At 36.1% G+C, this 24915-nt stretch carries 21 protein-coding genes; 5 read left to right on the forward strand and 16 right to left on the reverse strand.

Annotated features, from left to right (window positions below; genetic code table 11):
* Nucleotides 1–192 precede the first annotated feature (192 nt).
* The 8 genes from RTR43_RS05870 to gltC all read right to left on the reverse strand — a co-directional run bounded on the left by RTR43_RS05870 (nucleotide 193) and on the right by gltC (nucleotide 11852).
* Nucleotides 193–3363, reverse strand: coding sequence for an ATP-binding cassette domain-containing protein (locus tag RTR43_RS05870; RefSeq protein WP_312470369.1), 3171 nt, complete (start codon nucleotides 3361–3363; stop codon nucleotides 193–195).
* 457 nt (nucleotides 3364–3820) lie between these two features.
* Nucleotides 3821–5149 (reverse strand): 6-phospho-beta-glucosidase, encoded by a 1329-nt coding sequence (locus RTR43_RS05875; RefSeq protein WP_312470370.1) that lies wholly within the window; start codon nucleotides 5147–5149, stop codon nucleotides 3821–3823.
* A gap of 31 nt (nucleotides 5150–5180) precedes the next feature.
* Nucleotides 5181–5489, reverse strand: a complete 309-nt coding sequence (locus RTR43_RS05880) for a PTS lactose/cellobiose transporter subunit IIA (protein WP_312470372.1) — start codon at nucleotides 5487–5489, stop codon at nucleotides 5181–5183.
* Between the two features lie 90 nt (nucleotides 5490–5579).
* Nucleotides 5580–6341, reverse strand: coding sequence for a chitin disaccharide deacetylase (chbG, locus tag RTR43_RS05885; protein WP_312470374.1), 762 nt, complete (start codon nucleotides 6339–6341; stop codon nucleotides 5580–5582).
* Between the two features lie 10 nt (nucleotides 6342–6351).
* A complete protein-coding gene (celB, locus tag RTR43_RS05890; protein ID WP_312470376.1) occupies nucleotides 6352–7704 on the reverse strand; it encodes a PTS cellobiose transporter subunit IIC in 1353 nt (450 codons plus the stop codon).
* A gap of 13 nt (nucleotides 7705–7717) precedes the next feature.
* Complete coding sequence (locus tag RTR43_RS05895; RefSeq protein ID WP_312470378.1) at nucleotides 7718–8023, reverse strand: PTS sugar transporter subunit IIB; 306 nt, start codon at nucleotides 8021–8023, stop codon at nucleotides 7718–7720.
* 186 nt (nucleotides 8024–8209) lie between these two features.
* A complete protein-coding gene (locus RTR43_RS05900) occupies nucleotides 8210–10153 on the reverse strand; it encodes a BglG family transcription antiterminator (protein ID WP_312470379.1) in 1944 nt (647 codons plus the stop codon).
* Nucleotides 10154–10949: 796 nt separating this feature from the next.
* Complete coding sequence (gltC, locus tag RTR43_RS05905) at nucleotides 10950–11852, reverse strand: glutamate biosynthesis transcriptional regulator GltC (protein ID WP_312470380.1); 903 nt, start codon at nucleotides 11850–11852, stop codon at nucleotides 10950–10952.
* A gap of 116 nt (nucleotides 11853–11968) precedes the next feature.
* On the opposite strand from gltC, the gene RTR43_RS05910 reads away from it, so the two are divergent.
* Together RTR43_RS05910 and RTR43_RS05915 are read left to right on the forward strand one after the other, a co-directional pair.
* Complete coding sequence (locus RTR43_RS05910) at nucleotides 11969–13222, forward strand: cation:dicarboxylate symporter family transporter (RefSeq protein ID WP_312470381.1); 1254 nt, start codon at nucleotides 11969–11971, stop codon at nucleotides 13220–13222.
* A 228-nt stretch (nucleotides 13223–13450) separates the two neighbouring features.
* On the forward strand, nucleotides 13451–14170 hold the full coding sequence (locus RTR43_RS05915; RefSeq protein WP_312470382.1) for a DUF4386 domain-containing protein: 720 nt from the start codon (nucleotides 13451–13453) through the stop codon (nucleotides 14168–14170).
* On the opposite strand, the gene RTR43_RS05920 is transcribed toward RTR43_RS05915, so the two are convergent.
* Nucleotides 14157–14762: a Crp/Fnr family transcriptional regulator gene (locus RTR43_RS05920; RefSeq protein WP_312470442.1), complete on the reverse strand. Its 606-nt coding sequence runs from the start codon at nucleotides 14760–14762 to the stop codon at nucleotides 14157–14159. The two genes, RTR43_RS05915 and RTR43_RS05920, sit on opposite strands and share 14 nt — an antisense overlap.
* Nucleotides 14763–15118: 356 nt before the next feature.
* Here RTR43_RS05920 and RTR43_RS05925 point away from each other — a divergent pair, with 356 nt between their 5' ends.
* The gene (locus tag RTR43_RS05925; RefSeq protein ID WP_312470383.1) at nucleotides 15119–16567 is read left to right on the forward strand and encodes a L,D-transpeptidase family protein; all 1449 of its coding nucleotides are present in this window, start codon (nucleotides 15119–15121) and stop codon (nucleotides 16565–16567) included.
* A gap of 222 nt (nucleotides 16568–16789) precedes the next feature.
* Nucleotides 16790–18043, forward strand: a complete 1254-nt coding sequence (locus RTR43_RS05930; protein WP_312470386.1) for an ATP-binding protein — start codon at nucleotides 16790–16792, stop codon at nucleotides 18041–18043.
* A gap of 225 nt (nucleotides 18044–18268) precedes the next feature.
* Here the strand turns inward: RTR43_RS05930 and RTR43_RS05935 are convergent, their stop codons facing one another.
* The 6 genes from RTR43_RS05935 to RTR43_RS05960 form a co-directional block, all read right to left on the reverse strand.
* Entirely contained in the window at nucleotides 18269–18898 is a 630-nt protein-coding gene (locus RTR43_RS05935; protein WP_312470388.1) for an ABC-2 transporter permease, read from the reverse strand.
* A complete protein-coding gene (locus RTR43_RS05940; RefSeq protein ID WP_312470390.1) occupies nucleotides 18886–19758 on the reverse strand; it encodes an ABC transporter ATP-binding protein in 873 nt (290 codons plus the stop codon). The genes RTR43_RS05935 and RTR43_RS05940 overlap by 13 nt, the downstream gene beginning before the upstream one ends.
* Nucleotides 19755–20135, reverse strand: a complete 381-nt coding sequence (locus RTR43_RS05945; RefSeq protein ID WP_312470392.1) for a GntR family transcriptional regulator — start codon at nucleotides 20133–20135, stop codon at nucleotides 19755–19757. The genes RTR43_RS05940 and RTR43_RS05945 overlap by 4 nt, the downstream gene beginning before the upstream one ends.
* A 420-nt stretch (nucleotides 20136–20555) precedes the next feature.
* On the reverse strand, nucleotides 20556–21167 hold the full coding sequence (locus RTR43_RS05950; RefSeq protein WP_312470393.1) for an HAD family hydrolase: 612 nt from the start codon (nucleotides 21165–21167) through the stop codon (nucleotides 20556–20558).
* A gap of 57 nt (nucleotides 21168–21224) precedes the next feature.
* Complete coding sequence (locus RTR43_RS05955) at nucleotides 21225–22187, reverse strand: LacI family DNA-binding transcriptional regulator (RefSeq protein ID WP_312470394.1); 963 nt, start codon at nucleotides 22185–22187, stop codon at nucleotides 21225–21227.
* 95 nt (nucleotides 22188–22282) lie between these two features.
* Nucleotides 22283–22891 carry a histidine phosphatase family protein gene (locus RTR43_RS05960; RefSeq protein ID WP_312470396.1) on the reverse strand — a complete coding sequence of 203 codons (609 nt, stop codon included), beginning with the start codon at nucleotides 22889–22891 and terminating at the stop codon, nucleotides 22283–22285.
* A 398-nt stretch (nucleotides 22892–23289) separates the two neighbouring features.
* Between RTR43_RS05960 and RTR43_RS05965 the strand changes: the two genes are divergently transcribed.
* Nucleotides 23290–24357, forward strand: a complete 1068-nt coding sequence (locus tag RTR43_RS05965) for a BMP family lipoprotein (RefSeq protein ID WP_312470397.1) — start codon at nucleotides 23290–23292, stop codon at nucleotides 24355–24357.
* A 50-nt stretch (nucleotides 24358–24407) separates the two neighbouring features.
* Here RTR43_RS05965 and RTR43_RS05970 read toward each other — a convergent pair whose 3' ends face one another.
* A complete protein-coding gene (locus tag RTR43_RS05970) occupies nucleotides 24408–24749 on the reverse strand; it encodes a DUF6054 family protein (protein WP_312470398.1) in 342 nt (113 codons plus the stop codon).
* Between the last annotated feature and the right edge of the window lie 166 nt (nucleotides 24750–24915).

Consider the following 24915-nt stretch of genomic DNA (forward strand, 5'->3'; position numbering starts at 1 on the left):
TCTTAGTTTCCTTACAAACATCTCCGTTCTTTTGTCTATCTAGATTGACACTTTTAATTTTCTTTTAAACCAACAAGCTCCTCTTCAGAATAGCATAAAAACTCATTTGCAATTTATTATTGCAAATGAGTTTTCGCAACTGACTGACAGCTAGCTCTTTACTTAAATATCACTTGTTTTAATAAATCTAATTTAATTATTTTGCTCAAGGAATTGGTAAATCGCCATCATTTCTTCTTTATTCAACTCACGAATACGCTTGAAAATTAGAAGATCTGCAACAGGCTCAATATTTAAGCTTTCAGTAACAACATCCCTTACTTTGCCTGTTAGCCATGTTTGCACGTCAATACCATCGACGATTTCCTTACGCCCTTCTTCATTGATACCACTTGCATAACAACTAACACATGGTACCGATAATTTAAACACGCCATCATGGAGATTATCTTCTGAAATTACTTTCTTCCCTTTACAGAATGGACATGGATGACTTGCTTTAATCTTATTAATTTGGGTAACAATTTTTTTGTAACCAAACGCTTCATAGACATACGTCAGTTTTTTGTATTTTCCATTGGTGAAATACTTATCAATAATTGTTTCTCTCGTTTCGTCTATATTGGCAAAATCACAGATTGTTATCAGATTTTTACTGCTTATTGCTTCGATATTGCCTTTAATTCTGTCCCAGAATGGTAAGACATTTTGTAATACCATTTCATAACCAACAAAGCTTGCTAGTTCCAATTCAAACATTTTCAGCGCGACTTGTGTTTCCCTAGGCATTAGTGAGACATCTTCTGTCAAAGCCATATCGCAGCCAACAATAGCTTTCAATTTTTCCAGTTCCGGTAACTTCCCTACTGTTTTAATCACTTGATCAAGCGGCTGTTGAATAATCTTACGAATATCTGTGTCGCCAAATTTGAGCTTTTTATGATGATTTAGCACGGTTCCTTGACAAATCGGACAGGTAATCATCTCTTTTGATGCTTTTATATGCTCTTTAATAATCGATTTCGAAATGACTATATACATCCCAATGATCTTATTAAAGCCCTCCCATGTCCTCCGTGTCTTGCCTGCTTTATCATAGAATGACTTTTCCCAATACCCATATAAAAAGGTATGCTTTTCTTCTTCTGTCATCTCGTTATAACTTTTGCTAATATCCTGACCGAGCTCATTCTTAATCTCATCAAAGATGAATTGTAATTTTGGAAATTGATAGAATTTTAAAATCTCCATCACATCTGGAAGCAATAGGCCATCCCAAAATGGCTTGGTTTTATCCTGAATCACAACATCAAAATCAAATTTTTCAATCACCCGGCGGCCAGAGCAACATGGACAATGATTGTCTGTAGTATAGAAATCGAAGCTACTCGTATCTTTAGTGGTTGGATGAGCCGCGACTATATGGTTAATCAAGCCGCCAATTTCATAGAGAAAGCTATATTGACTATACAAGTGCCGTTCCAGATCAATGGCGATGACGGGTGCGATGGTGTCAGATTCGTATTCACCATAAATCAAACGGGCCATTGATGATAAGCTTTTTAAGATGCCGCCTTTATAGACGTTTTCTGCATTTTTATAATAGCTAATATGATTTTCTTTTAAGTAGTTAATGCCATTTTTTGAATCTAGTGTTGAAGAAATATGCAATGGAGCAACCTTATCTGTACTGTTTTGTTGACGATAATAATCATCATGACTGACAACATCAAGGTGCTCGACAGGTGCAGGCTGTCTTTTACCAAAATCAACGATAAAATCAGAGCTTTCTAACATATAGGCATTATGTTCAATCATCATCATTGAGACAGATTCATCCTTTAGTATTCCCCTGACACTATCAATGAATTGGTTTAAAATATTTTGTGACAAACCTTTTGAAGGCTCGTCAAAAATAAACAGCGTATGGGGGTTTCTTGAGTTTGAAAACAGCTCAGAAACTAAATGAACACATTGAAATTCACCTGTCGACAAGGTTTGTGTTTTTCTTTCCAACGTCAAATAACCGAGTCCCAGTTTGATCAGTAAACTCAAGCGTTTATGAGCGATGTCTTCATTTGGAAGGTCCTCAATAATGTCTTCAATTGAGCGCTGAAAAATATCATCAATTTCGTCACTGTATTTGGTGAGTTTCTTTTTAATATCAAGAAACGTCGCAACAGTTGACCGGCTGGTAATCGATTGGTTTCGGTCCTGCCCTACCATGACCAGTTTATCTTTTGGATATCGCTTCAGAAAATCCTTGGAGATACACTCATTTACAAGGGTCGATTTGCCACATCCAGACTCACCCGTAAAGGTTACAAGTCTATTTTGGGGAATCTGAATTTCAGCCATTTGAATATTACGACAGTAAAGATCATGAAATTGATAGTATTCTGTTGGTATTGCCTGATTTCGTTCCCAAATGATTGGTTTTGGACGTGGGGATTCTTCAACAATTTTTCCACCATATTTACCACTGCCAGGCCCAAAGAACAATTGCTCATCAGCTGTATCTAGCACTGTGTCAGAATGATCAATGAGCCAAATTTGATTCTTATTGCCTAATTGTTTAACCTGTTCTAAAATTTTCAATAGGGTTTGATGGTCCATACCAACGGAGATTTCATCAATAATAATCACGGTATTAACACTTGCTGCCATGAATTCTGCCAAGTAAAGCCGTGTTAATTCTCCTCCAGACAATGTCCCCATGATCCGATTCAATGTTAAGTAACCAATATTCATATTGATAATATTTTTAAGAATAAGTTGTTTCGTTTCACTAATATGTAATTCCTCTGCAAGGGAATAAATCGATTCAACGCTTAAATTGTTGATATCGGAAATACTATGTGGTTGATTCCATAATTCTATTCTTTTTTGCTCAACTTCCGGATTATAACGTCTGCCCTCACACTTTTTACATTCGACATTTTTGGTAGTACCGCGCCCTTTACATGCAGGGCACCAGCCTAATTCATTATTAAATGAAAAAACTTCTGGCGAAAGATGAAAGTTTTCTGCAAGTCGCACGCGTAACTCTGTAAAAACGCCGGTATGGGTGCCAATCGTTGAACGCGGATTGGAAGAAATCGACGATCTCCCTAGAAAAAGAACTAAAGGCATGTCTTCCATCTTGATGGCACTAAAATTCGTTTCCATTATATTAGGAAACAAATACTGATATTCAGCCTTAGGCAATAAGGAAACGAGACGCTTCTTGGATTCTTCACCAATGGTTTGACAAAATGTGGTTTTACCAGATCCGGACAAACCAGCAATTCCTAACGATTGATCTTCCGGCAAGACGGCATCTAAACGGTTAATATTGTTGGCAATTAATTGATTTATTTTCATCGGATACCCTCTCCATTCTCTATATCTAGTATTGCCATGTTAGCACAACTTCAAATGAATTTGTTGTGTTTTTTCCGAATCGACAAACTCATACTAATTGTAGAGGAAGATTTCTAAATTTCTTGTTATATATTCACTTATACCGTTTTGAAAAAACAATTTCATGGCTCAAATCCAGCAATTAGTGGTCAAAAATACCTTGCTGCCTAAACAAAAAATTTCAACACTTTTAATGGTTTATTCATAGTTTGTTCATTTCAAGTGTTTATGATGAATATATGAAACGGACATGATCTTTTCATACCCTTTCAACCCCCCCTTTATATATATATTTTTTTATCCGGCCTTTCGCCGGATATTTTTTTGACTATAAAGTAGCATAATTGAATAGGTATAACAAAATGGTTCTGATGGATATTAACACCAGAACCATTTTAGAAGTCATTCAATTTCTCCGTTAAACTTTAGCCTCTTTAAAAAACTGTGGTAGATACTCATGATGGGCTTCTAGCATTTCATCAACAATTTCTTTGGCAATCTGATCTGATGGTGTAAGCGGATTGATTGTTAAAGCCAACAGTGCCGTATTATAGTTTCCAGTTACAGCTGCTTCAGCTGCTACTCTTTCAAATGATTTAATTTGCTGAACAAGCCCGCGTACAGGAACTGGTAAATCGCCCACTACAATCGGTTTCGGGCCTTCCTTCGTAATGATGCAGCTAACTTCCACTGCTGATTCGTAAGGTATACTGGCAATAGCACCACAGTTCATCGTGTTAACAGGTTGAATATCACCTTTGTCATTGTAAATCGAAGTAATTAGCCTTACTGCTGCATCTGAGTAGTAAGCTCCGCCGCGCTTTTCTAATTGAGGAGGCTTAATGTCAAGATTTTCATCTTTATACAGTTCAAATAATTCTTTTTCTAATTTTTGAACTACCTCTGCTCGTGTGCCTTCTTTTTTTGAACTCTCTATTTCCTTTTCAACCATTTCTTTTGTTTTGTAATAGTACATATGATAAGGGCAAGGGAGAACATTTAGCGCCTTAAGAAACTCTGGTTCCCAACCTATTCCTTGAATGTTTTTTACAAAACTACTGTTGTTAGGATCAGTCAAAAACTCAATCACTTGAGCTTTCACACTCTCACCATCAACATAAACGTCTAGTCCATATACCATATGGTTCAGACCTGCAAAGTCAATCCGAACGCGAGAATGTTCTACGTCCAGTAACTTAGCAATTCCCATTTCCATGCCGATTGGAACGTTACAAAGCCCTACAACTTTTTTAATATTCGAGTAACGAAGAACTGCTTCCGTAACCATCCCAGCTGGATTTGTGAAGTTGATTAACCATGCTTGCGGGCATAATTCCTCCATATCACGGCAAATCCCCAAAATCACCGGTATCGTCCGTAATCCTTTAAATAATCCGCCAGCACCATTTGTTTCTTGCCCCAGAACACCATATTTTAATGGAATTCTTTCGTCTTTTGCACGGGCCTCAAGCAACCCTACACGGAATTGCGTGGTCACGAAATCCGCATTCTTTAATGCCGCTCTTCGATCCAGTGTTAAATGAATCTCAATAGGTAATCCTGCTTTTTGCACCATTCGTTTTGCAAGTTCACCAACAATTTCTAACTTTTCTTTCCCTGCCTCAATGTCAACTAACCATAGTTCACTGATAGGAAACTCATCATATCTTTTAATAAATCCCTCAACGAGTTCCGGAGTATAGCTTGATCCTCCACCTATCGTAGCAACTTTAAGCCTTTTAACCATTTTTTCAACCCTCCAATTACTTGGGATTTTTTCACTTTATTTTTTCATATAGATCAACAAATTCAGTTGCTAAATCTTTCATTGTCATTGCATTCATTAAATGATCTTGTGCATGAACCATTAATAATGAAACTTCCGTCCTTTCTCCTCCAATTTCAGCTTGAATATGAGAAGTTTGAATGTGATGTGCTTCATTTAATGCATCTGCACATTCCTGTAATTTTTCTCTTGCTTCCGAAAAATCACCTTGTTTCGCAGCTGCGATTGCTTCCATTGCTAAACTTCTTCCATTCCCACCATGAAGGATAATCTGAAAAATAATTTGTTCCTGATTTTCCATGTTGTTCCACCCCTACCCTAAGCGCATTCGGCGTGACCAAAGCCAAATAAATTTTTAAAAATAACTATTTAACCTAATTGTCAACTCACTTTAAAATGCATTAGACTGTTTGGTCACTTCCTTGTAAGTAACCAGTTTTATTTTTCTGTCCACGATTGCATCTCGAACTTCTTTGTCTGTTAAAATAGCAAGCTCTCTTACACGCTGGAGAGCATATGAACTTCCTGTCAATAATGGCTCATCGATAAAGGCGGGATGACACATTAATTCTACCGTTTCATAAGACAGAACTTTATCAAGTAAATGAATGAAACTTCTGCTTGTTAGTTCATTCCCATAAAACTCATGTATAAAGCATTGTACAGTTTGTAATCTACTATTACTTGTATGCTTCGGATCATCCGATACTTTACGAATTGGCAGTTGATATTTTTGCGCTATTTTTTCCATAATTGGATATATTCTTTCATGACTATGAACATGATGGTGACTATCGATATGAGTGGGGTTCAACCCGAAAGAAAGGAATTTTTCAATCTGGCTAGTGAATTCTTTTTCAATGTCTACAACCTCAGCAATTTGGACAAGTCCCTCGACATTGTGAAAACTCCCTTTTTCATCTATAAGGGATGGAACATCATTATTGACTGGTGTACCACAATCTACTACAAGATGGATCCCAACTCCTAATCCTGGGTTATCCTTTGCAAGAGCGGCAGCATGCTCAGCTCCTGGCATATTTGTCATCATCGTTGTCGAGGTAACCACGCCAAAGTTAAATGCTTCGATGATTCCTAGATTTACCCCTTTGGAGTACCCAAAGTCATCTGCATTGATTACTAGTTTCGTCACGATTGCCCTCCTATGCTTTTATACCGTTATTCTCCATCTGAGTTGCTTTTGTTTCACCTTTTTCCTCTGCAAATTTCTGTTTATCCCATATTCTAAAGAATGGATAGTAAATCGCAAATGCGACAGCAAAATTTACTATTTGGAGAACGGCTCCTGAGATTTTATTACCTGCTGCTAAATATCCTCCGATAATTGGCGGCATCGTCCATGGTACTGCAATCCCGGAAGGCTTCACTACTAAACCTGTTTTCATGGCAAGATAGGTGATAATGACAGTTGCAAGTGGTGTTAAAATAAATGGCAGAATCAAAAGGGGATTCATAACGATTGGCATCCCGAACGTAATCGGTTCATTAATATTGAAAATTCCAGGTCCAATCGCTAAGCGGCCTAACTGTTTCATTTGTTGACTACGAGAACGTAAGAGCATCGCGACTACTAATGCTAAAGTAGCACCACTACCGCCAATATAAATAAAGATATCAAAAAACTGTTGCGTGAATATGTTTGGCAAATCTGTTTGACCACCCTGAAAAGCAATCCGGTTTGCATCCATTGATGCCAGCCAAATTGGTCCCATAACGCCACCAACAATGGAAGCACCATGCAATCCGCACGACCATAGTAGTTGAATCAGGAAAACGGCGACCAAACTTCCAATAAGGCTTCCACCCAGTACACCAAGTGGTTTCCCTAAAATTTCCCCTACAATATTGTGAAGGCTTTCAAAACTTGTTTGTTCGACAATTAAACGAAGTATCCAAATAAAAGCTATGACAACAAAACCAGGAATTAAGGCAATGAATGACTTACTTACTGCTGGTGGAACTCCATCTGGCATCTTAATAATAATATTCTTTTGAATAAAAAATCGATAAATTTCAGTAGATATCATGGCAATAATCATCGCAACAAATAATCCTTTACTTCCCATTAATGCGGAAGGTATAGCTCCGCCAACTAGAACCGGATTTGTGGCACCTTCAGGTAAAAACGACACATGATAAGGGGTAGCCAAGAGGAAAGCAGCAACAGAAATGGCACCAGCCGACAAGGCATCTACCTTATATTTTTCAGCCAGTCGATAGGCGATCCCGAAGGCTGCGATAAGGGCCATAATATCGAAGGTAGCTCCTACGGGATACAATAATTTTGTCAGCCAAGCCTCGCCAAAGGTTCTTGCCATGAAATCTTCATAGCCTGGTATTGGAAGGAATCCTAATATTAAAAATAGCGAACCAACAATGATTAATGGCATCGTTAAAATAAGTCCATCACGCAATGCCTGTAAATGACGTTGTCCTGCTATACGTCCGGCAACAGGCATAACCTTGTTTTCTAAAATATTATTTAAGTTGCTCATCCCAATCACTCTCCTATTTAGTGACTAACTGTGTGGCAAACTTCAAAACCTCTGATCCATTGCATGTACCATAATGAACGGAGTTAATGACATCAACAGGGATTCCTTTTTCTTCTCCTAATTTTTTTAATTGCGGTAGCATATATCGTACCTGTGGACCCACAAGCAACACATCTGCCTGATCAATATGATTCCTTACTGCATCACCTGATACCGCCCAAATTTTAGCTTCTAGGCCCTGTTCCCTTGCGCTTTTTTCCATTTTTGTGACTAACAAACTTGTAGACATCCCTGCTGCACAGCATAGTAAAATATTCACTTCCTGTCCTCCTTTTATCAATATTTTAAGTTGAACTATGATGTAGATTAATTCTATTTTGATAACGCTTACATTAAGACACAATTATTTTCCGTTGATCAAAGGAAATAATTGTTTGTATATTCAGAAAACATTTTTTTAGATTTTTATCAAAAAAAGAAAAAAGGCAATAAATTACAATATAATTTATTGCCTTTTTTCTTTTAAGAATATGTGTAATAACTCATTGTACGTCTCACATTTTACTAATTGCTGAACCAGCTTTTCATTATCTACTACATTAAGCAGTAAATCATACATTTTCTTCAAATCAGTTGTGCTGTCTTTTTCTACACATAACATACAAACAAAGCGGACTTTTTTGCCGCCCCAGTCAATCGGTTTTTGTAATGTACAAACAGCCCAGAATGTGGAATTTGTTTTCGGTATAATTGGATGGGGAATAGCAACAAGGTTCCCAAAGCTAGTTGGGGCAACGGCTTCTCTCTCTAATACAGCCTCTCTAAATGTTTCATCTACTAATCCTAACGATTGCAGCCTTTCTGACAAAAAGCTTATAACCTCTTCTTTTGTTTCCAGTCTTTGTTGAAGAAAGACTAATTCTTTTTTTGTGTATTCCAATGTTTGTTCTTTATCAGCTATCAATGCGTTAGCTATTTTCTCAAAATCATTCCCGCCAAAGATGGTATTCACTTCAATAATAGGGATGGGAAGGGACTCAGAAATGGGGATCGTACTAATAATAAAATCGATGGTATGTAACGGGATTTCATGAAGTTTATAATATTCTGTAGTTCCAGCGATTTCAAGCTTCGATCCAAATTCGGCTTTTAATTTATATTTAAGTAGTGTTGCACTGCCAATCCCAGATGCACACACGATGATACATCTCTTTACTTGTTTGTTCATCTTACTTCTTTCTAAAGCTGCTCCGATATGGATGGCCAAATAGCCTATTTCATTTTCGTTTATGTCTATTCCTACTTCTTGCTTAATTACCCTACCAGCGATAATTCCGGCTTCAAATGCAATTGGATAGCTTGCTTTAATCGCCTCTAGCAAAGGATTGCGCAGGTTCATACCATATCGATAACGATTAATGGCAGGTTTTAAGTGTAAAGCGATTCCTACAATTAGCTCCTTATCATGCTTAATACCAAGTTTCAATTTATTCTCTATGGATTCTAGTATTTTTAATATAAGTTCATAGTCCTCAACATCAATAAATGATTGTATTTCTTTTTCACTAATATTAGGTTGCACGACAATTTTATTCCCTAATAAGTGGATGGTAATATAAGCAATCTCTGTTTTGGGGAACAGTACGTCTAATGCTTTTTCAATCCTACTTACAATATTGGATGCTACGATATATTCTTTTTGCTTAACAATATCCTTTAACTCTTCAGGATACAAAGATACATAATTCCCATGACGTATACGGACACAGGCTATAGCGATATGAATGATTAAATTACTTAAACTTATATCCGAAAGATTAATCTGATATTCTTTAATTTGGTCTAAAATAATCCTTCGTATGGCAGACATTTCTTCAGGAGGAAGAATCAAAATTCGTTCATTGATCAAATCAAGTGCAGTTTGTCTCCTATTGAATAAATATTCTGACATACAAAACCGTAATTTAAGTTCATCCCCAATTAATTTCAAACCGTAATTTGGACGTTTTTCTAGGAAAATATCATATTGTTGTAAAATTTTTTTGACATCCTTTAAATCATTTTGAATCGTCGATTTACTAATGTACATTTCCTCTGCAAGCTCTTCAAGTTTCACAAACTGATTAGTCAGAAGTAGTCTTCTTATTACATATTGAACACGTTCCTCTGGTAAAGTAGGTATAAATCCTGATTCTCTAGGTTTATTCTGAAATATTTTCTGTAAAAACGATCGGAAAAGTTGATCTTCTTTGATGATAAGTTCATATCCTTTTCCTCTAACAGACTTGATTGCTGCACCGTTCTTAGAAAGTATGGATTCTAAGTCTTTCATGTCTGTTCTAATTGTACGTGACGTAACCTGAATGTTATTGGCTAAATATTCACTTGTTAGTGGATTTCTGGCTGCCATCAGTTCTCGTAATATCGAAATTATCCTTGTATGAATCATTCTAATCTCCTTTCTACTTTCATCGCTATTTTTTACCTTTCATTACAATGGATCCCTATTATATCAAGTTCATTTCTCTTCCCACCTGAAATTATATTATTATGAAGAATGATTTTTGTGGCACCCTTTTTTCCTCTTTTCGGTACAAATCCTATATTTTACTTTTATTATAATATGAGTTAATTGACTTTGGGGTTATTTTCCTATTCCTATTTTTCTAATAGTGAATTAATTTCTTTAACGGAAATCATTTTGATGAAGGTATCAAAAATAAAGGAGCATAATTGTATTCGTAAACACATATATTTATAAAACATTTTCACTAGAAAGGGGAATCTTTACCTATGGATAATTGCATTTCTTGTGGAAAGGAATTATCAATTATGGAGAGGAATCGAACGGAATGCTGGGAGTGCAGAGAGACGACTGTGGAAGCATATACGGAAGAGGAATAAAAATTTCAGATACAGTGAATATATAAGAAACGGCCCTAGTCCTCATTACTAACGTAAAGACTGGGCCTTTTTTGCATCCATGGTGGCGGCGAGTTTTCATTTACATTCATTCACTTCAATTAGTTACATCCTCTATTTTAGCCAAAGACAAAAGGCGTTCAGCAGTTTTGTCAAACGCATATTTCCAAGTATATATTTACCATACTCATTAAAATTGAATTATTCATCTTAGTTGATGAAATTTCCATATATTGTAAAAAATATTAGTATTTCCTTGAAAATCTGCAGTATTTCAAAAAAGTGTGTGCTCTCCGTTATTTTTCCACTTTTAGGACAGGCACCTATGTCCACAAATTAATATTTCTAAAGTAATACAGCACAAATTCATAAAACAGCTCTTCTGAAGGAGAAAGCTGGCGATTTTTTGGGATAATGACTCCTACTGTTCTTTTCACTTCTGGATCGTTGATTTTTAATTTTACTGTTCCACTAGGCATATTCTCAAAAAGTGTTGTCTCGGGGAGAAGAGTGACACCTATCCCCGCTGAAACTAATCCTTTTATCGTATCCAAATCTTCGCCTTCAAAAGGAATGAATGGCCGGAAGCCAGCCTGGTGGCAGGCATCTACTACTATTTTCCGAAGAACAAAGCCTTCTGGAAATAATACAAAGGAATCCTTCTCTAATTGGTATAATGATAAACTGCCTTCCTTTGCAAGAGAGTGAGTTTCAGGTAAGAGAGCAACAAAATGTTCTGAAAAAAGGATTTCGCCATGTAAATCTGGATCACTAACCGGAACAGGACCGATAAATGCTAAATCAATCTCCCGACTCTTAATTCCCTCTGTGAGAAATTCATAGGATCCTTGCCGCAAATGAAACCTTACCTCGGGATGCTCTTTTTTAAAAGCTGAAATAAAGGTTGGCAGGGTTCTGCTCGCTATACTCGAGGGAAACCCTATTCGGATCGTCCCGTGTTCCGGGTCTAAATATTCGTCGACTATCTGTGTGGCATTGTCAACCGCCTTTAAAGCAACCATGGCCTGGTCAGCGAACAATTTTCCGATCAAAGTTAATTTTACATTCCGCCCTTCTCTTTCAAACAACTCTACTCCTAATTCTTTTTCTAAAAGCCCGATCTGGCGGCTTAAAGCAGACTGGGCAACATGCAAGGTTTCTGCAGCCATAGAAAAATGCTCGACCCTCGCAACCTCTATAAAGTATCTTAACTGTCTTAGTTCCATATTGCGCCCTTCCTATCTCAAATTGAGATGATTTTTATCTATATTATATATTGTTAATATAGATAAATATATATTAGAATAACTTCTTAGGGATTTAATAGGGGGAGTGAATTAAGATGAAAAGAATCGGGTTAGCATGGCAAATTTTCATAGGTTTGATTCTAGGTATTGCGGTCGGCGGGATTTTTTACGGAAATCCTCATGTTGTTGAGTACCTGCAACCAATTGGAAATATATTCATTCGCCTAATCAAAATGATTGTGATTCCAATTGTTATCTCCAGTCTGATTGTTGGCGTTGCTGGTGTTGGGGATATGAAGTCATTAGGGAAACTTGGCGGGAAAACCATTCTTTACTTTGAAATAATTACGACGATTGCCATCGTGGTCGGGCTTTTGGCCGCAAACCTTTTCCATCCAGGAACAGGTGTGGATCGCTCACAACTTACCAAATCCGATATTAATGCGTATGTAACTACTGCGAAAACAACGGAGTCACATTCGATGGTCGACACGTTTGTAAATATCGTTCCTACCAATATCATTCAATCATTAGCGAATGGGGATATGCTTGCTATCATATTCTTCTCGGTTATGTTTGGGTTAGGGGTAGCTGCAATAGGTGAAAAAGGAACACCGATTATCCAGTTCTTCAAGGGAACAGCTGAAGCCATGTTTTATGTAACGAACCAAATTATGAAGGTTGCACCACTTGGGGTATTTGCCTTAATTGGCGTTACTGTATCCACATTCGGTTTATCTTCTTTAATTCCGCTAGGAAAACTAGTTCTGGTTGTATATGGGGCGATGATCTTCTTTATTCTTGTCGTGTTGGGATTGACGGCTAAAATAGCTGGATATAATATTTTTAAACTCTTAATGTATTTAAAAGACGAATTATTATTAGGCTTTTCCACAGCCAGCTCCGAAACTGTGCTTCCGAAAATCATGGAAAAAATGGAGAAGTTAGGCTGTCCAAAGGCCATTACCTCCTTTGTGATTCCAACTGGTTATTCCTTTAACCTTGATGGATCGACTCTTTATCAAGCGATTGCTGCCATGTTTATCGCCCAAATGTATGGAATTCATATGAGTATCGGTCAGCAAATCACATTGGTTCTCGTATTAATGCTTACGTCCAAAGGAATTGCCGGAGTTCCGGGTGTTTCGTTTGTTGTTCTTCTTGCGACACTTGGAAGTGTGGGGATACCTGTTGAAGGACTTGCCTTTATTGCAGGAATTGACCGGATCCTTGATATGGCACGGACAGCTGTCAATATTGTCGGAAACTCACTGGCAGCCCTTGTAATAACAAAATGGGAGAGTAAAGGTAATAAACTTGAGGAAAAAATAGGACAAAAAATAGCTTAAAAAAGGAAGGTGCAATTCTCGGGGTTTCTCGAGACTGCACCTTTTTCTTTTGCAAGTCTTTGACTAAAAAATAGAAGACTTCATTCACTTATGGTACGGTTTACCACACCAACTACTTTATATAATTGTAGAATATTAAAAATAACTCGGACCCTTGATTTAAGTCAATGACCAGACATTATCTTCCTATTAAAATGAAATCAACATTGTAATATAGGAGGGTATATAATGGCTACATCAATAAAAGAACAATCATATCAACGAAAATCTGCTCTGATTGCTGGCACATCACTTATCATCATGACTCTTGCTGCATTTTTTTCCTATGGCTTTGTCCATGGAAGCCTTGTAGTGCAAGGGGATGTCAGCGCCACTTTTAATAACATTAAGTCATCAAATATGCTTTTTAAAGCTGAAATCATTGGTTGGGTCATCATCTTGATCACTGACATTGTGGTTGCCTGGGCTTTCTATATCTTTCTGATGCCTATTAATAAAAACCTTTCATTGCTCGGCTTATTGCTCCGTCTTACTTATGCGACTATATTGGGAATTGCCATTCTGAATTTGATCTTTGTATTGCATCTCTCGAAAAGTACAGACTATTTATCATTATTTAAAACCGATCAACTTCAGGCACACATGATGTTGTTTCTTGAAGCATTTGAATCTATTTGGTATATAGGATTGATCATTTTTGGCGGGCATCTCATGATTGTAGGCTATTTGGCTTTCAAATCAGACAAAATACCTAAAGTCATTAGCATCTTATTGTTGCTTGCTTCAATAGGTTATATTGTCATTAACTTATTTAACACGATTCTTTCACAATATGATGCGGTAATTTCAATTCTTAAAATTGTATTTAATGTACCAATGATTGTAGGCGAATTGGGCTTTGGTATATGGCTGTTATTCAAAGGAGGAAAAGTCCCTAAAGACGTGTGACAACTTCCTCATATTTATCTTTATTGATTCGCTTCTTGATTCTACTTAATGATTCGGGGGTAATACCAAGATAACTCGCCAATTGATGTTGGGGTACACGATCGACTAAATAAGGTCGTTTCCGTAATAGTGCTTTGTAGCGTTCTTCTGGTGTAGATGCAATAAATGAAGCCAATTCATCTTGTACCTCACCAAAGTTGTGCTCGATCATCTTGCGTGTCATTGTTTTCAATTGTGAGTATTTGTTATACATGTCCTGTTCGGCGTCAAAGTCCCCAACGACCAATATACAGTCTTCTAGACAAGTTAAAGAGTACACGGATGACTTATCCTGTTTATGGTGATTGAAATTCGAAATGGCTTGTTCTTCTGTGTAAAAATTGGATGTGACCTCTTTTCCCGTTTCATCTATAGAATACTGCCTAACACATCCCTTCAATACAAAATAACATTTAGTCGGAACATCTCCTTGTCTAAGGAGTATTGTTCCTTTTTTATTTTCTTCAATTTGTACATCTTCAACGATAGCCTGTCGTTCTTCTGCGTTTAGTGATGTAAATCTAGTCATATATTTCATTAATATTTTTTTCATTTTGCTCTCCATTCAAATCCTTTGATTAAGTCAATATGCTCAACTTGGTTCTTAGCTATGACTTATTATAGATTATTTATAACTTTACCACTATTTATGGTACGGTTCTCCGTAGTGTATCTAATTAAGGTTTTCTTTTTGCCTTATTAAACTTTAATAAAGGGATATTAAAACAGGACAAAGAAATGTATAAAATTTTGCATGTATACAAATTTTGACAATTTCCACACCGTTAAATGTAGTAGTATAATAGTAATAACTTAATAGTAAGGTAACCTAATCAAAAGATATTGGTGAAAATCCACAAGTTTAAAGTTGGAGGACGTTGATAGCTGGGTTACCAAATAGCGGAGGGAATGTTTATGAGTACGGTAAATGAAACAGTGGAAGAAATTGATAAAGGACGGGTTAACCGATTCAAACGGCCTGCAAACCGTAAATTTATTGCAATAGGAATTATCATTATTATTGCACTCCTATTTGCGGGAATTAGCTATTTACAGGCAACCCGGTTCAATTCGCAAATTACGATTAATGACAAAAAAGTCGGTGGACTGACTGCTGATCAGGTGATAAATAAATTAAAAACATCTGAATTAAAAAATAGAGTCTATGTCGAAAAACAACAAATTTTAGATGAAAAAGATACGCAGATGGTATTTACGGATAAAGATCTGCCTGAGGTTAAGAAATTATTGAAAAGCCAGTGGACGTTTTTTCCTTCCTCAAAGGTAAAAAATTATTCTTTGATACCCAAAAGGGCGGATCAGTTTCGAAGCCAAACGATGAAAAAGCAAGTAGAAGAAAAGCTCCTGTCAATGAATAAGAGCTTAAAAGCACCCCAAGATGCGGAGGCGAAATTGGAACAGGGTAAAATTGTCATCTCCAATAGTATTAATGGAGAACAGTATGATATCGACGGTCTATTAAAGGATTATGATAAACAGAAATATACTAGTGATATTCATCTAAAACCCATATTCACACAGCCAATCAAAGAGGACAGTCCGATTATAAAAGAAGAGGAGAAAATGCTGCAGGATCTCCTTCAACGAACAGTTGATTATAAGGTACAAGACAAAGTTCATACTTTTAAAGCCAGTGAATTAATTAAAAATGCCTCTGTATCAAAAGATATGAAGGTTACAATTACTAGGAGTGACATTAAGAACAAGATTGATGAAATTAATAGTTCTCAATCAACATTAAATAAAAATTTCACATTTAAGACCCATTCAGGTTCGGTTATTCAAGTTAAAGGACAAGGCTATGGCTGGGCAATAAATGTTGAGAAAGAAACAGCGAAAATCCAGGAAGCTTTTGAAAAAGGAGAGAAATCAATTTCTACTTATAATATTTATGGAAATGGCTGGAGCAATGAAGGCATTGGCTATGAAACTACAACGAATAATGGCATTGGCGACACGTATGCTGAAGTGTCTATTGCGGAACAACGTATCTGGATTTATAAAAATGGACAATTAGTCGTCACAACCAATGTGGTGACCGGCAAACACAGCACCGGTGAAGATACTTCACGAGGAGTGTGGTATATCCTCTATAAACGACCACAGTACACACTTAAGGGCAGTGCAGTAGGTAAAGCCGATTATGCCATTAAGGTAAATTACTGGGCTCCGTTTACAAACAGCGGACAAGGATTCCACGATGCCAGTTGGCGGACAAACTGGGCAAACAATGCCTATCTAACGGCAGGTTCAGGCGGCTGCGTCAACACGCCCCCTAGTATAATGAAAACCGTGTATGATACTCTCAGTACCTACGATCCGGTTGTTATTTATTAAGAAGGACGGTTCTTGCGCTTCCAGCCAAGGAGGTACAAGCGCCGTCCCTTTTCTTTTCAAAAACCTCAATTACTTATGGTACGATTAACCTCACTAATTATTCCTGCGGTTAAAAGGGGTATTTTTCACCACTTAACGTAATTTTTAAAAATCTGGTAATATTGTGGAGATATTATTATCAATATATAAGCTTATAAATATGATCAGAAAGGAAGCTTCTCATTGTTTGAAACATTATTATTAAATTTTTTATTTTTATTACTCCCGGTTTTAATCTTTCTAATTTTTTTTGAACATAAACCACATTCATATAATAAAATTATTCTTATTTTACTATCGGCTGTGACGATGATTCTTTGTATCACTATGCCTATTAAATTATCAATTGGATTTATTATTGATTTACGATACATCCCATTTATCATTGTTGCTCTCTATGGGGGTTACAAATATGTATTTCCGCTTTATATTGTGTTAAATCTCTATCGAACCTACATTGGGGGAGATGGAACACTTAATTCCTTTTTGTTTTCAACCCTTATTTTTATGGTTGTACCGTTAATAAACCGCAAATTTGTACAGATGAGTTCAAAAAATCGAATAATATCTGCGGGAACTGTATGTTTTCTTACATTTGTTTTTTACCTGGCCACTTTAAGTACAGTTTTTGAAGTATTGAATAGTGATTTCTGGTATATTACTTTTTCTACATTAACGGCAAATGTTGGGGCAATTCTGGTTATTATGGTTTTAATTGAGAAAATTATCTCCAATATGGAAAATCGTGAACAGTTTATACACTCGGAGAGATTAAATGTTGTAAGTGAGCTATCAGCGAGCGTTTCCCATGAAATAAGAAATCCGCTTACAGTTACTAGCGGTTTTTTACAGTTATTAAAAGCATCAAAAACCATCACACTGGAGGAAAGAAGATATATTGAGTTATCTTTACTCGAGGTTCTCAGAGCAGAGAAAATTGTGAGTGATTATCTTTCGTTTGCAAAGCCCCAATGCGAAAATATGGTCTATTCCAACTTCTTAACAGAAACAGAATATGCCAAAAACCTGATTATCCCTTATGCAACCATGCACCAAGTGGATGTTCAATTTCATTTTAATAACACGCTATATACAAGATATGATCAGAACCAAATCCAGCAATGTTTAATTAATTTATATAAAAATGGAATAGAAGCGATGAAAGACACCGGCGGCGGCACCTTATTTATTTCTATTTCCGAAAAAAAGCAAAATATTATCATCAAAATTCAAGATACGGGCATTGGAATGACCCGCGATCAAATTTCACGTTTAGGTAAGCCATATTATTCTACCAAGGAAAAAGGAACAGGCCTCGGTATGCTCATGGTGTACAGCACAATCAATAAAGTAAAAGGAACCATTGAAATCGATAGTCAAAAAGGAAAAGGGACAACCTTTGTGCTAAAAATCCCTGCCCAACCTTGCGAGGATTAAGTAATATAGGGATGCTTCCTTAAGGCAGAAAACATCCCTTTTAGTCTGCTTTTTGTATTTCATCAATAAGCGGACAAGGAACCAGATCAAGTCCTCCATCCTCGCTATATTGTGTTTCTAAATGAGGTTAATAAATTTTAGTTTTTCAATTGGAAAGATCAACATGAATTTTACCTAAGTTCTTGCAGCTATTCCATTACAAAACGATAGCCTATATGATTTCCCCTAAAAATCCTTCGCTTCATATATTTTTATTGTGCATAGCCATGATAATAAAAATAAAAGACCTGTAATTACACTTCCAGTTAATAGTAATTGAGTGGCTGTAAATTGACTCAAAAATAATTGAATTGAACTTATTTTATCTTTTAATAAATACATCATAATTTGACCAAGGACTATAAAACCAACTGCTATAATTATAGTTATGATTCTAGTATATTTCTCTCCAAATTTATATAAAATAGGAAAATAAATAGATGTAAATAAAAGGATGCACAGCATACCAATTAATAACTGATTGACCTCAGGAAAAGGCTGGTCATAAGCATCAAAAACAAAATAAAAGACAACTTGAAACAAAGTCGATAAACAAATAGCAAATATCCCAAAAATAATAGCACCAATATATTTTGAGGAGATGATACTTTTCCGATTAATAGGCAAACTGTTTAGCATGATATGCGAATTACTGCGATCTTCGAAGCTGCCAGCACTAGAAATAAATATAAAGCCAGCAAATGAAATTGCAAAAATGGGCGGATTCTCTAGGATATAAAATAAGGCAATTAATCCGGTAATAAGTAATAGCATCCTTTTCAACATGAGAAAATCTTTTAAAATCAGCGAGTACATGTCAAATCCCCCTTATTTGTATAATACATGATGTCTTCAAGGCTGGGCTTTTCAATTAAAACCTCATCACCAAAAATATCCTTTGTTTTCTTCACACAACTTGTTAATGCTTCAAAACCAACATTCGTCTTCCGAATACTAACAAATTCTTTTTCTGTATCTCGATCTAATAAGTCATTGCTTCCTTTGACAATTCCATATTCGGTTAGCAGTTCCTCTCTTTCCTTTGAAAATAGTATTTTTCCTTTATGAATGTAGGTAATATAATCAGCAATTCTATCTAGATCTGTTGTAATATGGGTGGAAAAGAAGATCGTTTTTTGTTCATCTAACATGATTTCATGCAAGAGTTCTAATACTTCTCTTCTAAAAACAGGATCAAGCCCAGATGTAGGTTCATCCATAATGATGAATTCCGGGTCATGGCTGATCGCGAAAAGAATCGCCATTTTCATTTTCATTCCCTTTGAAAAGCCTTTAATTGGCTGTTTCTCAGGTAAACTAAATTGATCTAAGTATTTATAAAAAAGGTTATCATTCCATTTTTGATACATGGGTGCTATTATTTTTCGTAGTTCCCTGATGGATAAAGTATCGTAAAAACAATTTTCATCATACACAAAACCAATTCGTTCCTTAATTGCTTGATTATATTTATCTTGGTCAAGACCAAAAATTGTAATGTTGCCGCTATCTTTTCTTAATAAATTCATTAATAATTTTATCGTTGTACTTTTACCAGCTCCATTAGCCCCAATAAATCCAGTGACATATCCTTTTTTTATCGAAAATGAAACATCATCCAATGAAAAATTCTTAAACGATTTTGTCACATTATTAAATTCAACTACATTCGTCATTTCAAATCATCTCCATACAAAATTAAAATCATTTCCATTAGTTCCTCTTTTGAAAGATGAACGAGCTTACTTTCTTCAATGATTTCGATTAATTTTTCCTCGATTATTTTCAATCGCCGTTCTTTTAACAACTCTTGATTTTGACTAGCAATAAATGATCCCTTACCAACAATCGAGACGATAAACCCATCACTCTCTAATTCTTCATAGGCTCGCTTTGTCGTAATAACGCTAACTTGCAAATCTTTTGCTAATTGGCGAATTGAGGGGAGTGAATCACCTTCTGATAGCTCTCCTGTTAAAACAAGGTCCTTAATTTGCTTAATAATTTGCTGGTAAATGGGATCTTTCACGGAATTCGAAATAATGATATCCAATTAGTCACCTTCAATTCATATATCGTATATATACAATATATACATTATATACAGATTAGTCAATAGAATTATCCCTTTTTATGGTACATTGGATTAAATATGGATTTATCAAACTAATAAATGGAAATATTGCATTTTACTTCAAAGTTGGAGAGTTTGAGGGAGAGGTAATGTTGAATACTCAATTGATTTCTAAGGGAAACAAAAGATTTCTCAAGATAATTGATTAAAAGGGATTGGAATAAATAGAAAATAAGCGGCGAGGGATCCGTCCCCAGCCGCTTATTCTTTATTCAACCATGATTATAAAACGATTTTGCCATGTTTGTCGCAAGATGATAGTTATTGCCGTTCCATAGGGTGAAGTTTGTCTATGAGGTAAACAGGCGAACAATACCAGTCCCTGTTCGCCATCAAAGTCTATTTATTTATCAAATTAAGAATATCTTTCGGATTTTCAAAAATATAATCTGCATTTTCAAATCCCGATACAGTTCGTGCTCCCCATAACGCTAGACCAAAATCTACACCAGCTGCGTTTGCACATTGCATATCGTATGGGGAATCCCCTATATAAATTGCTTCCTTCGCTTTACACCCTAACAATTGTAGAGCTAGTTCTAATGGATCCGGATTAGGCTTGTGGTTTTCGGTATCACTAGCACAAACAACTGAATGAAAATGGTGGTCGATACTTAATAAATAAAAGCTATTGTTCATTTCTTCAGCAGTTTTAGAGGTCACAATCCCGGCTTTAGGTAGTCCCGCGATTACTTCGATCATTCCTTCAAATATAGGAACATTTTTCAGAAAGGGTTTTTCCTTCTCTAGCCAAGATTCAAGTGTGGTCGGAATATCTGCAATATTTAATATTTCTAATGTCGTCAGACCTGGAATACCGAGTGAAAAACGGAGTTCATCTAAATTTTTTTCAATTCCTTGTTCCTTTAATGTTGCTTGTAATGCTTGAAGTCCAATCATTTCAGAATCGATAATCGTCCCATCTAAATCAAAAATAAACGTACTATACATCCTATTCATCCTCCCCAATTTTATCTGTTTAGAATATGGTAAAGGATGAAATGGATTTCAGGTCAATACTTTAATGGATGAACGCTCGATAATTTTATAAGGAATTTGAGTTTTTTGTCTAGATTTATTGATGACAAGGTCAAAAGCTTGTTCACCAACCTTAATTAATTGATGATCAACTGAAGTAATCCCCATTCCCACCCCAATAGGTTGATTTTCTTGCCCTAAGATAGCTAAATCATCTGGTACTCTAATATTGATAGATTGGGCATACTGATACATCCCCCCGGCCACTTCATCGCCATTTGCATATATGGCTGTTGGTCTTATTTTTAGACTCAACAACTTCTTCCCCGCATTGTAGCCATCCTCAAAACGAGAACAATCTGATAGGTAAAACTCGGATTGAAGTTCTCCAAATACTTCTTTATAAGCTGCAATAAGTTGCCTTGTACTCATGCTTTCCATTCCTCTAACTGTTGTAAAAGCTACTTTTCTATGTCCTTTATCTTTAAGATATTGAAAAGCATCAAGGTACGAGGCGTATCTATCTATATAGGCGCAACCTATCTCTGGGTGATCCGTAAATTCACAAGAAATCACTGATCCATAATTAGTATACGGAATAATGGTTTCCCAATCATTTGATCTAGAAGTGATGATGATACCGTCAAGCAATTTATTTTTTAGCATGGAAAGATATTCTATCTCTTTATCCTTATTGTATTTAGTGGGGAGGACAGTAATGGAATAATCCTTCTCAACAGATTTATTGAGTACCCCATGTAACATTTGATCGAATGCTTGATTATTGTTATATGGAATGATAACTCCAATCATTCTTGTCTCTCCTCTAATTAAATCGATGGCATTTTTATTAGGGGTATAATTCATTTCCTCTATTATTTTCTGAACGACGGCTCTTTTTTCATTCGATACATATTTATGGTTGTTTAAAACTCTTGACACAGTCGATACGGACACCCCGGCCCTTTTTGCTATATCGTTAATATTTGTCATCAAATCCTTCTCCTTACCCAGAGACTCGTTAAACTCCCCTAACTCTTTTAATCCAACAATTGAAGGCAATGAGGCAAATCAGTTGCCTTTCCTATTTAAAATTCATCATATTCGTAACAGAATCGTTCAATATTTTGATTTGTTAATTTAAAGAAAGTAGTTTGAGATATCTCTAGCTTTAAGGCTTGGTCTTTCATTAAATTATTGTATACGCCTCTTAATACCCTTCCGGTAAGTCCGTGGGATACAGCGATGACTTTTTCTTTATTCTTTATACTCTCTAACCAATCTGATACTCTCTCCACTACAGAATCATAGTTCTCTCCATTTGGTGAATTGAAATACCAATTGTTTCTATCCGTATTTTTAATAAGTTCTGGCCATGAAGCTTCAATTTCCTTTGTTGTTAAACCAGACCAGGAGCCGAATGATACTTCTCTTAAACGAGTGTCCGTCGTCACCTTATTTAAATCAAATCCAATTGTTTCACAAATAATCTCCGTACTTTTCATAGCCCTACCTAATGGACTTGAAATAATTTCCCACTCATCGGGGTCATTAATTACAACTTTTAACAACTTAGATATATTTTTTACTTGTTCGATTCCTTCTATGGTTAATGGTGAATCAAGTTCTCCTTGATATCTTCCCTGTGTATTAAAAACGGTTTCTCCATGCCTAAGTAAGTAGATTATTTGATTCAAATGATCGTCCTCCATTCAAAAGTGAAAATAACGGTTCTTGTTGTCAATATTTTCATGAAATCTACCAATATAGTATCTCGAGAGGACTATTAAATCTACTTTTATTTCTTCATTATCCTAATCCTTATGTGTGCCCTGTTAGGAAATTCACTTATTCTCATCTCCCACAATTGGATTTAGCACTTCATAAAAATCGTCAATGTGCATTTTGTTTTCTTACATGGAGCAAAATACAACATAAGATTTGATGACTAAACCTTGGTTGGATTGATTAAAATAAATTTGTTGACCTAATATGTAGTTAGAAGTATAATACAAACTTAAGTTTGTATTATAAACTTATGTTCAAGAAAACATTACTGCTTTATCAAACAACAATCATAGGGAGGCACACTAACTTGAAAAAACTTAATGTCGCAATGATGCTATCAATTGTTCTAGCTCTTGGTACACTTCTAGGTGCTTGTGGAAAAAGTAATGATAACAAAGGCGGAGGCAAAGGAAAAACCTTCTCTGTCGCAATGGTTACTGATATTGGTGGTGTTGATGATAAATCATTTAACCAATCTTCTTGGGAAGGGCTTGAAAAATTCGGTAAAAAAAATGGCTTAAAAAAAGGGAAGGGTGGTTATGATTACCTTCAATCCCAATCGGATGCCGATTATACTACAAACTTAAATACACTTGTTCGTCAGGGGTTTGACTTAGTATACGGTATCGGTTTCTTAATGACAGCGGCAGTTGATGAAATTGCTAAACAACAAAAAAATACTGAATTTGCAATCGTTGATGATCAAGTAAAAGAGCCTAATGTTGCCAGTGTTCTGTTCAAAGAGCAAGAAGCAGGATTCCTTGCTGGTGTAGCGGCTGCTCTTACGACAAAATCGAACCATGTTGGATTTATTGGCGGGATGAAGGTCCCTGTTATCGAACGATTTGAATCTGGTTTTTTAGCTGGTATTAAAGCAGTGAAGCCAGCAGTAAAAGTCGATGTTCAATTCGCTGGTGCGTTTGACAAGGCTGAGTTTGGTCAAGCAATCGCTTCTAAAATGTATTCTAGCGGTGCAGACGTAATTTTCGCCGCAGCAGGTGCAACTGGTAACGGTCTATTCAAAGAAGCCAATGACCGAAAGAAAAAAGACCCTAGCAAAGATTTTTGGGCAATTGGGGTAGACCGTGACCAAGCTGACATGGGTCCAGACATCGTTCTTACATCCGCTCTTAAACGCGTCGATGTAGCAGTTGAAGACCTTTCTCAAAAGGCTAAAGATGGAAAATTCCCTGGCGGCAAAGTTGCGTTATATGGTTTAGCTGAAGACGGTGTTGGCTTAGCTCCTATCAATGCGAAGGCGACAAACAAAGCAGAAATTGAAACAGCTGTAAACGATTGGATTAACAAGATTAAATCAGGTGCTGTAAAAGTTCCTGGAACACTAAATGAAGTAGATACATTTAGCGCAAAATAATTGTACGGATAGCGAACAAATTAAAGGAAGGTGCTTGGCACCTTCCTTTTCTACTTAACTTTATACATTTCTAAAGTATTCATGACACTATTAATAAAACTGTCCCCTGCCCCCCAATCAAACCTGAATATAGCTCCTTGGCCAGTGCCGGATGCTGCTGAATGGACTTTTGTTGCTCCTTCAAAGTTATCAATCGTAACTGTCATGGAACCACGATTGTTTGAACGAAAATAGAATTTTTCTAACACCAATACGATGATTTGGTTCTCTCCGACCGAACGAAGGTAACGATCAATTAATGTCCCTGAAATACTACCACTCACGATTGCATCTTCTATTTTTTCGCTTGCTTCTTTAGGAGTTAATGACACGACGATTTCACTGAAATCCATTTTATTTCATCCCCTTTATGGCCCTTACAAATCGCCCATTAATAAATTTTTCAGGTTATCATTGATTTGGATTAACCAATTTATTATTAAAACAGACTAAAATTCCCCAGAACCAAATGCCCACAAAAAAACCACTCCTCAATTTCAAAATATGGGAATCTTATCC

Source organism: Neobacillus sp. (assembly GCF_031988165.1).
In the GTDB taxonomy this organism is placed as follows: domain Bacteria; phylum Bacillota; class Bacilli; order Bacillales; family Cytobacillaceae; genus Neobacillus; species Neobacillus rhizosphaerae.

Coding starts and splice junctions, on each gene's coding strand:
- RTR43_RS05875 (WP_312470370.1), bottom strand. CDS start 5,149: ATGGTTAAAAGGCTTAAAGTTGCTACGATAGGTGGAGGATCAAGCTAT.
- RTR43_RS05910 (WP_312470381.1), top strand. CDS start 11,969: ATGAAAAGAATCGGGTTAGCATGGCAAATTTTCATAGGTTTGATTCTA.
- celB (WP_312470376.1), bottom strand. CDS start 7,704: ATGAGCAACTTAAATAATATTTTAGAAAACAAGGTTATGCCTGTTGCC.
- RTR43_RS05925 (WP_312470383.1), top strand. CDS start 15,119: ATGTTTATGAGTACGGTAAATGAAACAGTGGAAGAAATTGATAAAGGA.
- RTR43_RS05900 (WP_312470379.1), bottom strand. CDS start 10,153: ATGATTCATACAAGGATAATTTCGATATTACGAGAACTGATGGCAGCC.
- RTR43_RS05955 (WP_312470394.1), bottom strand. CDS start 22,187: ATGACAAATATTAACGATATAGCAAAAAGGGCCGGGGTGTCCGTATCG.
- RTR43_RS05935 (WP_312470388.1), bottom strand. CDS start 18,898: ATGTACTCGCTGATTTTAAAAGATTTTCTCATGTTGAAAAGGATGCTA.
- gltC (WP_312470380.1), bottom strand. CDS start 11,852: ATGGAACTAAGACAGTTAAGATACTTTATAGAGGTTGCGAGGGTCGAG.
- RTR43_RS05940 (WP_312470390.1), bottom strand. CDS start 19,758: ATGACGAATGTAGTTGAATTTAATAATGTGACAAAATCGTTTAAGAAT.
- RTR43_RS05970 (WP_312470398.1), bottom strand. CDS start 24,749: ATGGATTTCAGTGAAATCGTCGTGTCATTAACTCCTAAAGAAGCAAGC.
- RTR43_RS05880 (WP_312470372.1), bottom strand. CDS start 5,489: ATGGAAAATCAGGAACAAATTATTTTTCAGATTATCCTTCATGGTGGG.
- RTR43_RS05870 (WP_312470369.1), bottom strand. CDS start 3,363: ATGAAAATAAATCAATTAATTGCCAACAATATTAACCGTTTAGATGCC.
- RTR43_RS05920 (WP_312470442.1), bottom strand. CDS start 14,762: ATGAAAAAAATATTAATGAAATATATGACTAGATTTACATCACTAAAC.
- RTR43_RS05915 (WP_312470382.1), top strand. CDS start 13,451: ATGGCTACATCAATAAAAGAACAATCATATCAACGAAAATCTGCTCTG.
- RTR43_RS05950 (WP_312470393.1), bottom strand. CDS start 21,167: ATGTATAGTACGTTTATTTTTGATTTAGATGGGACGATTATCGATTCT.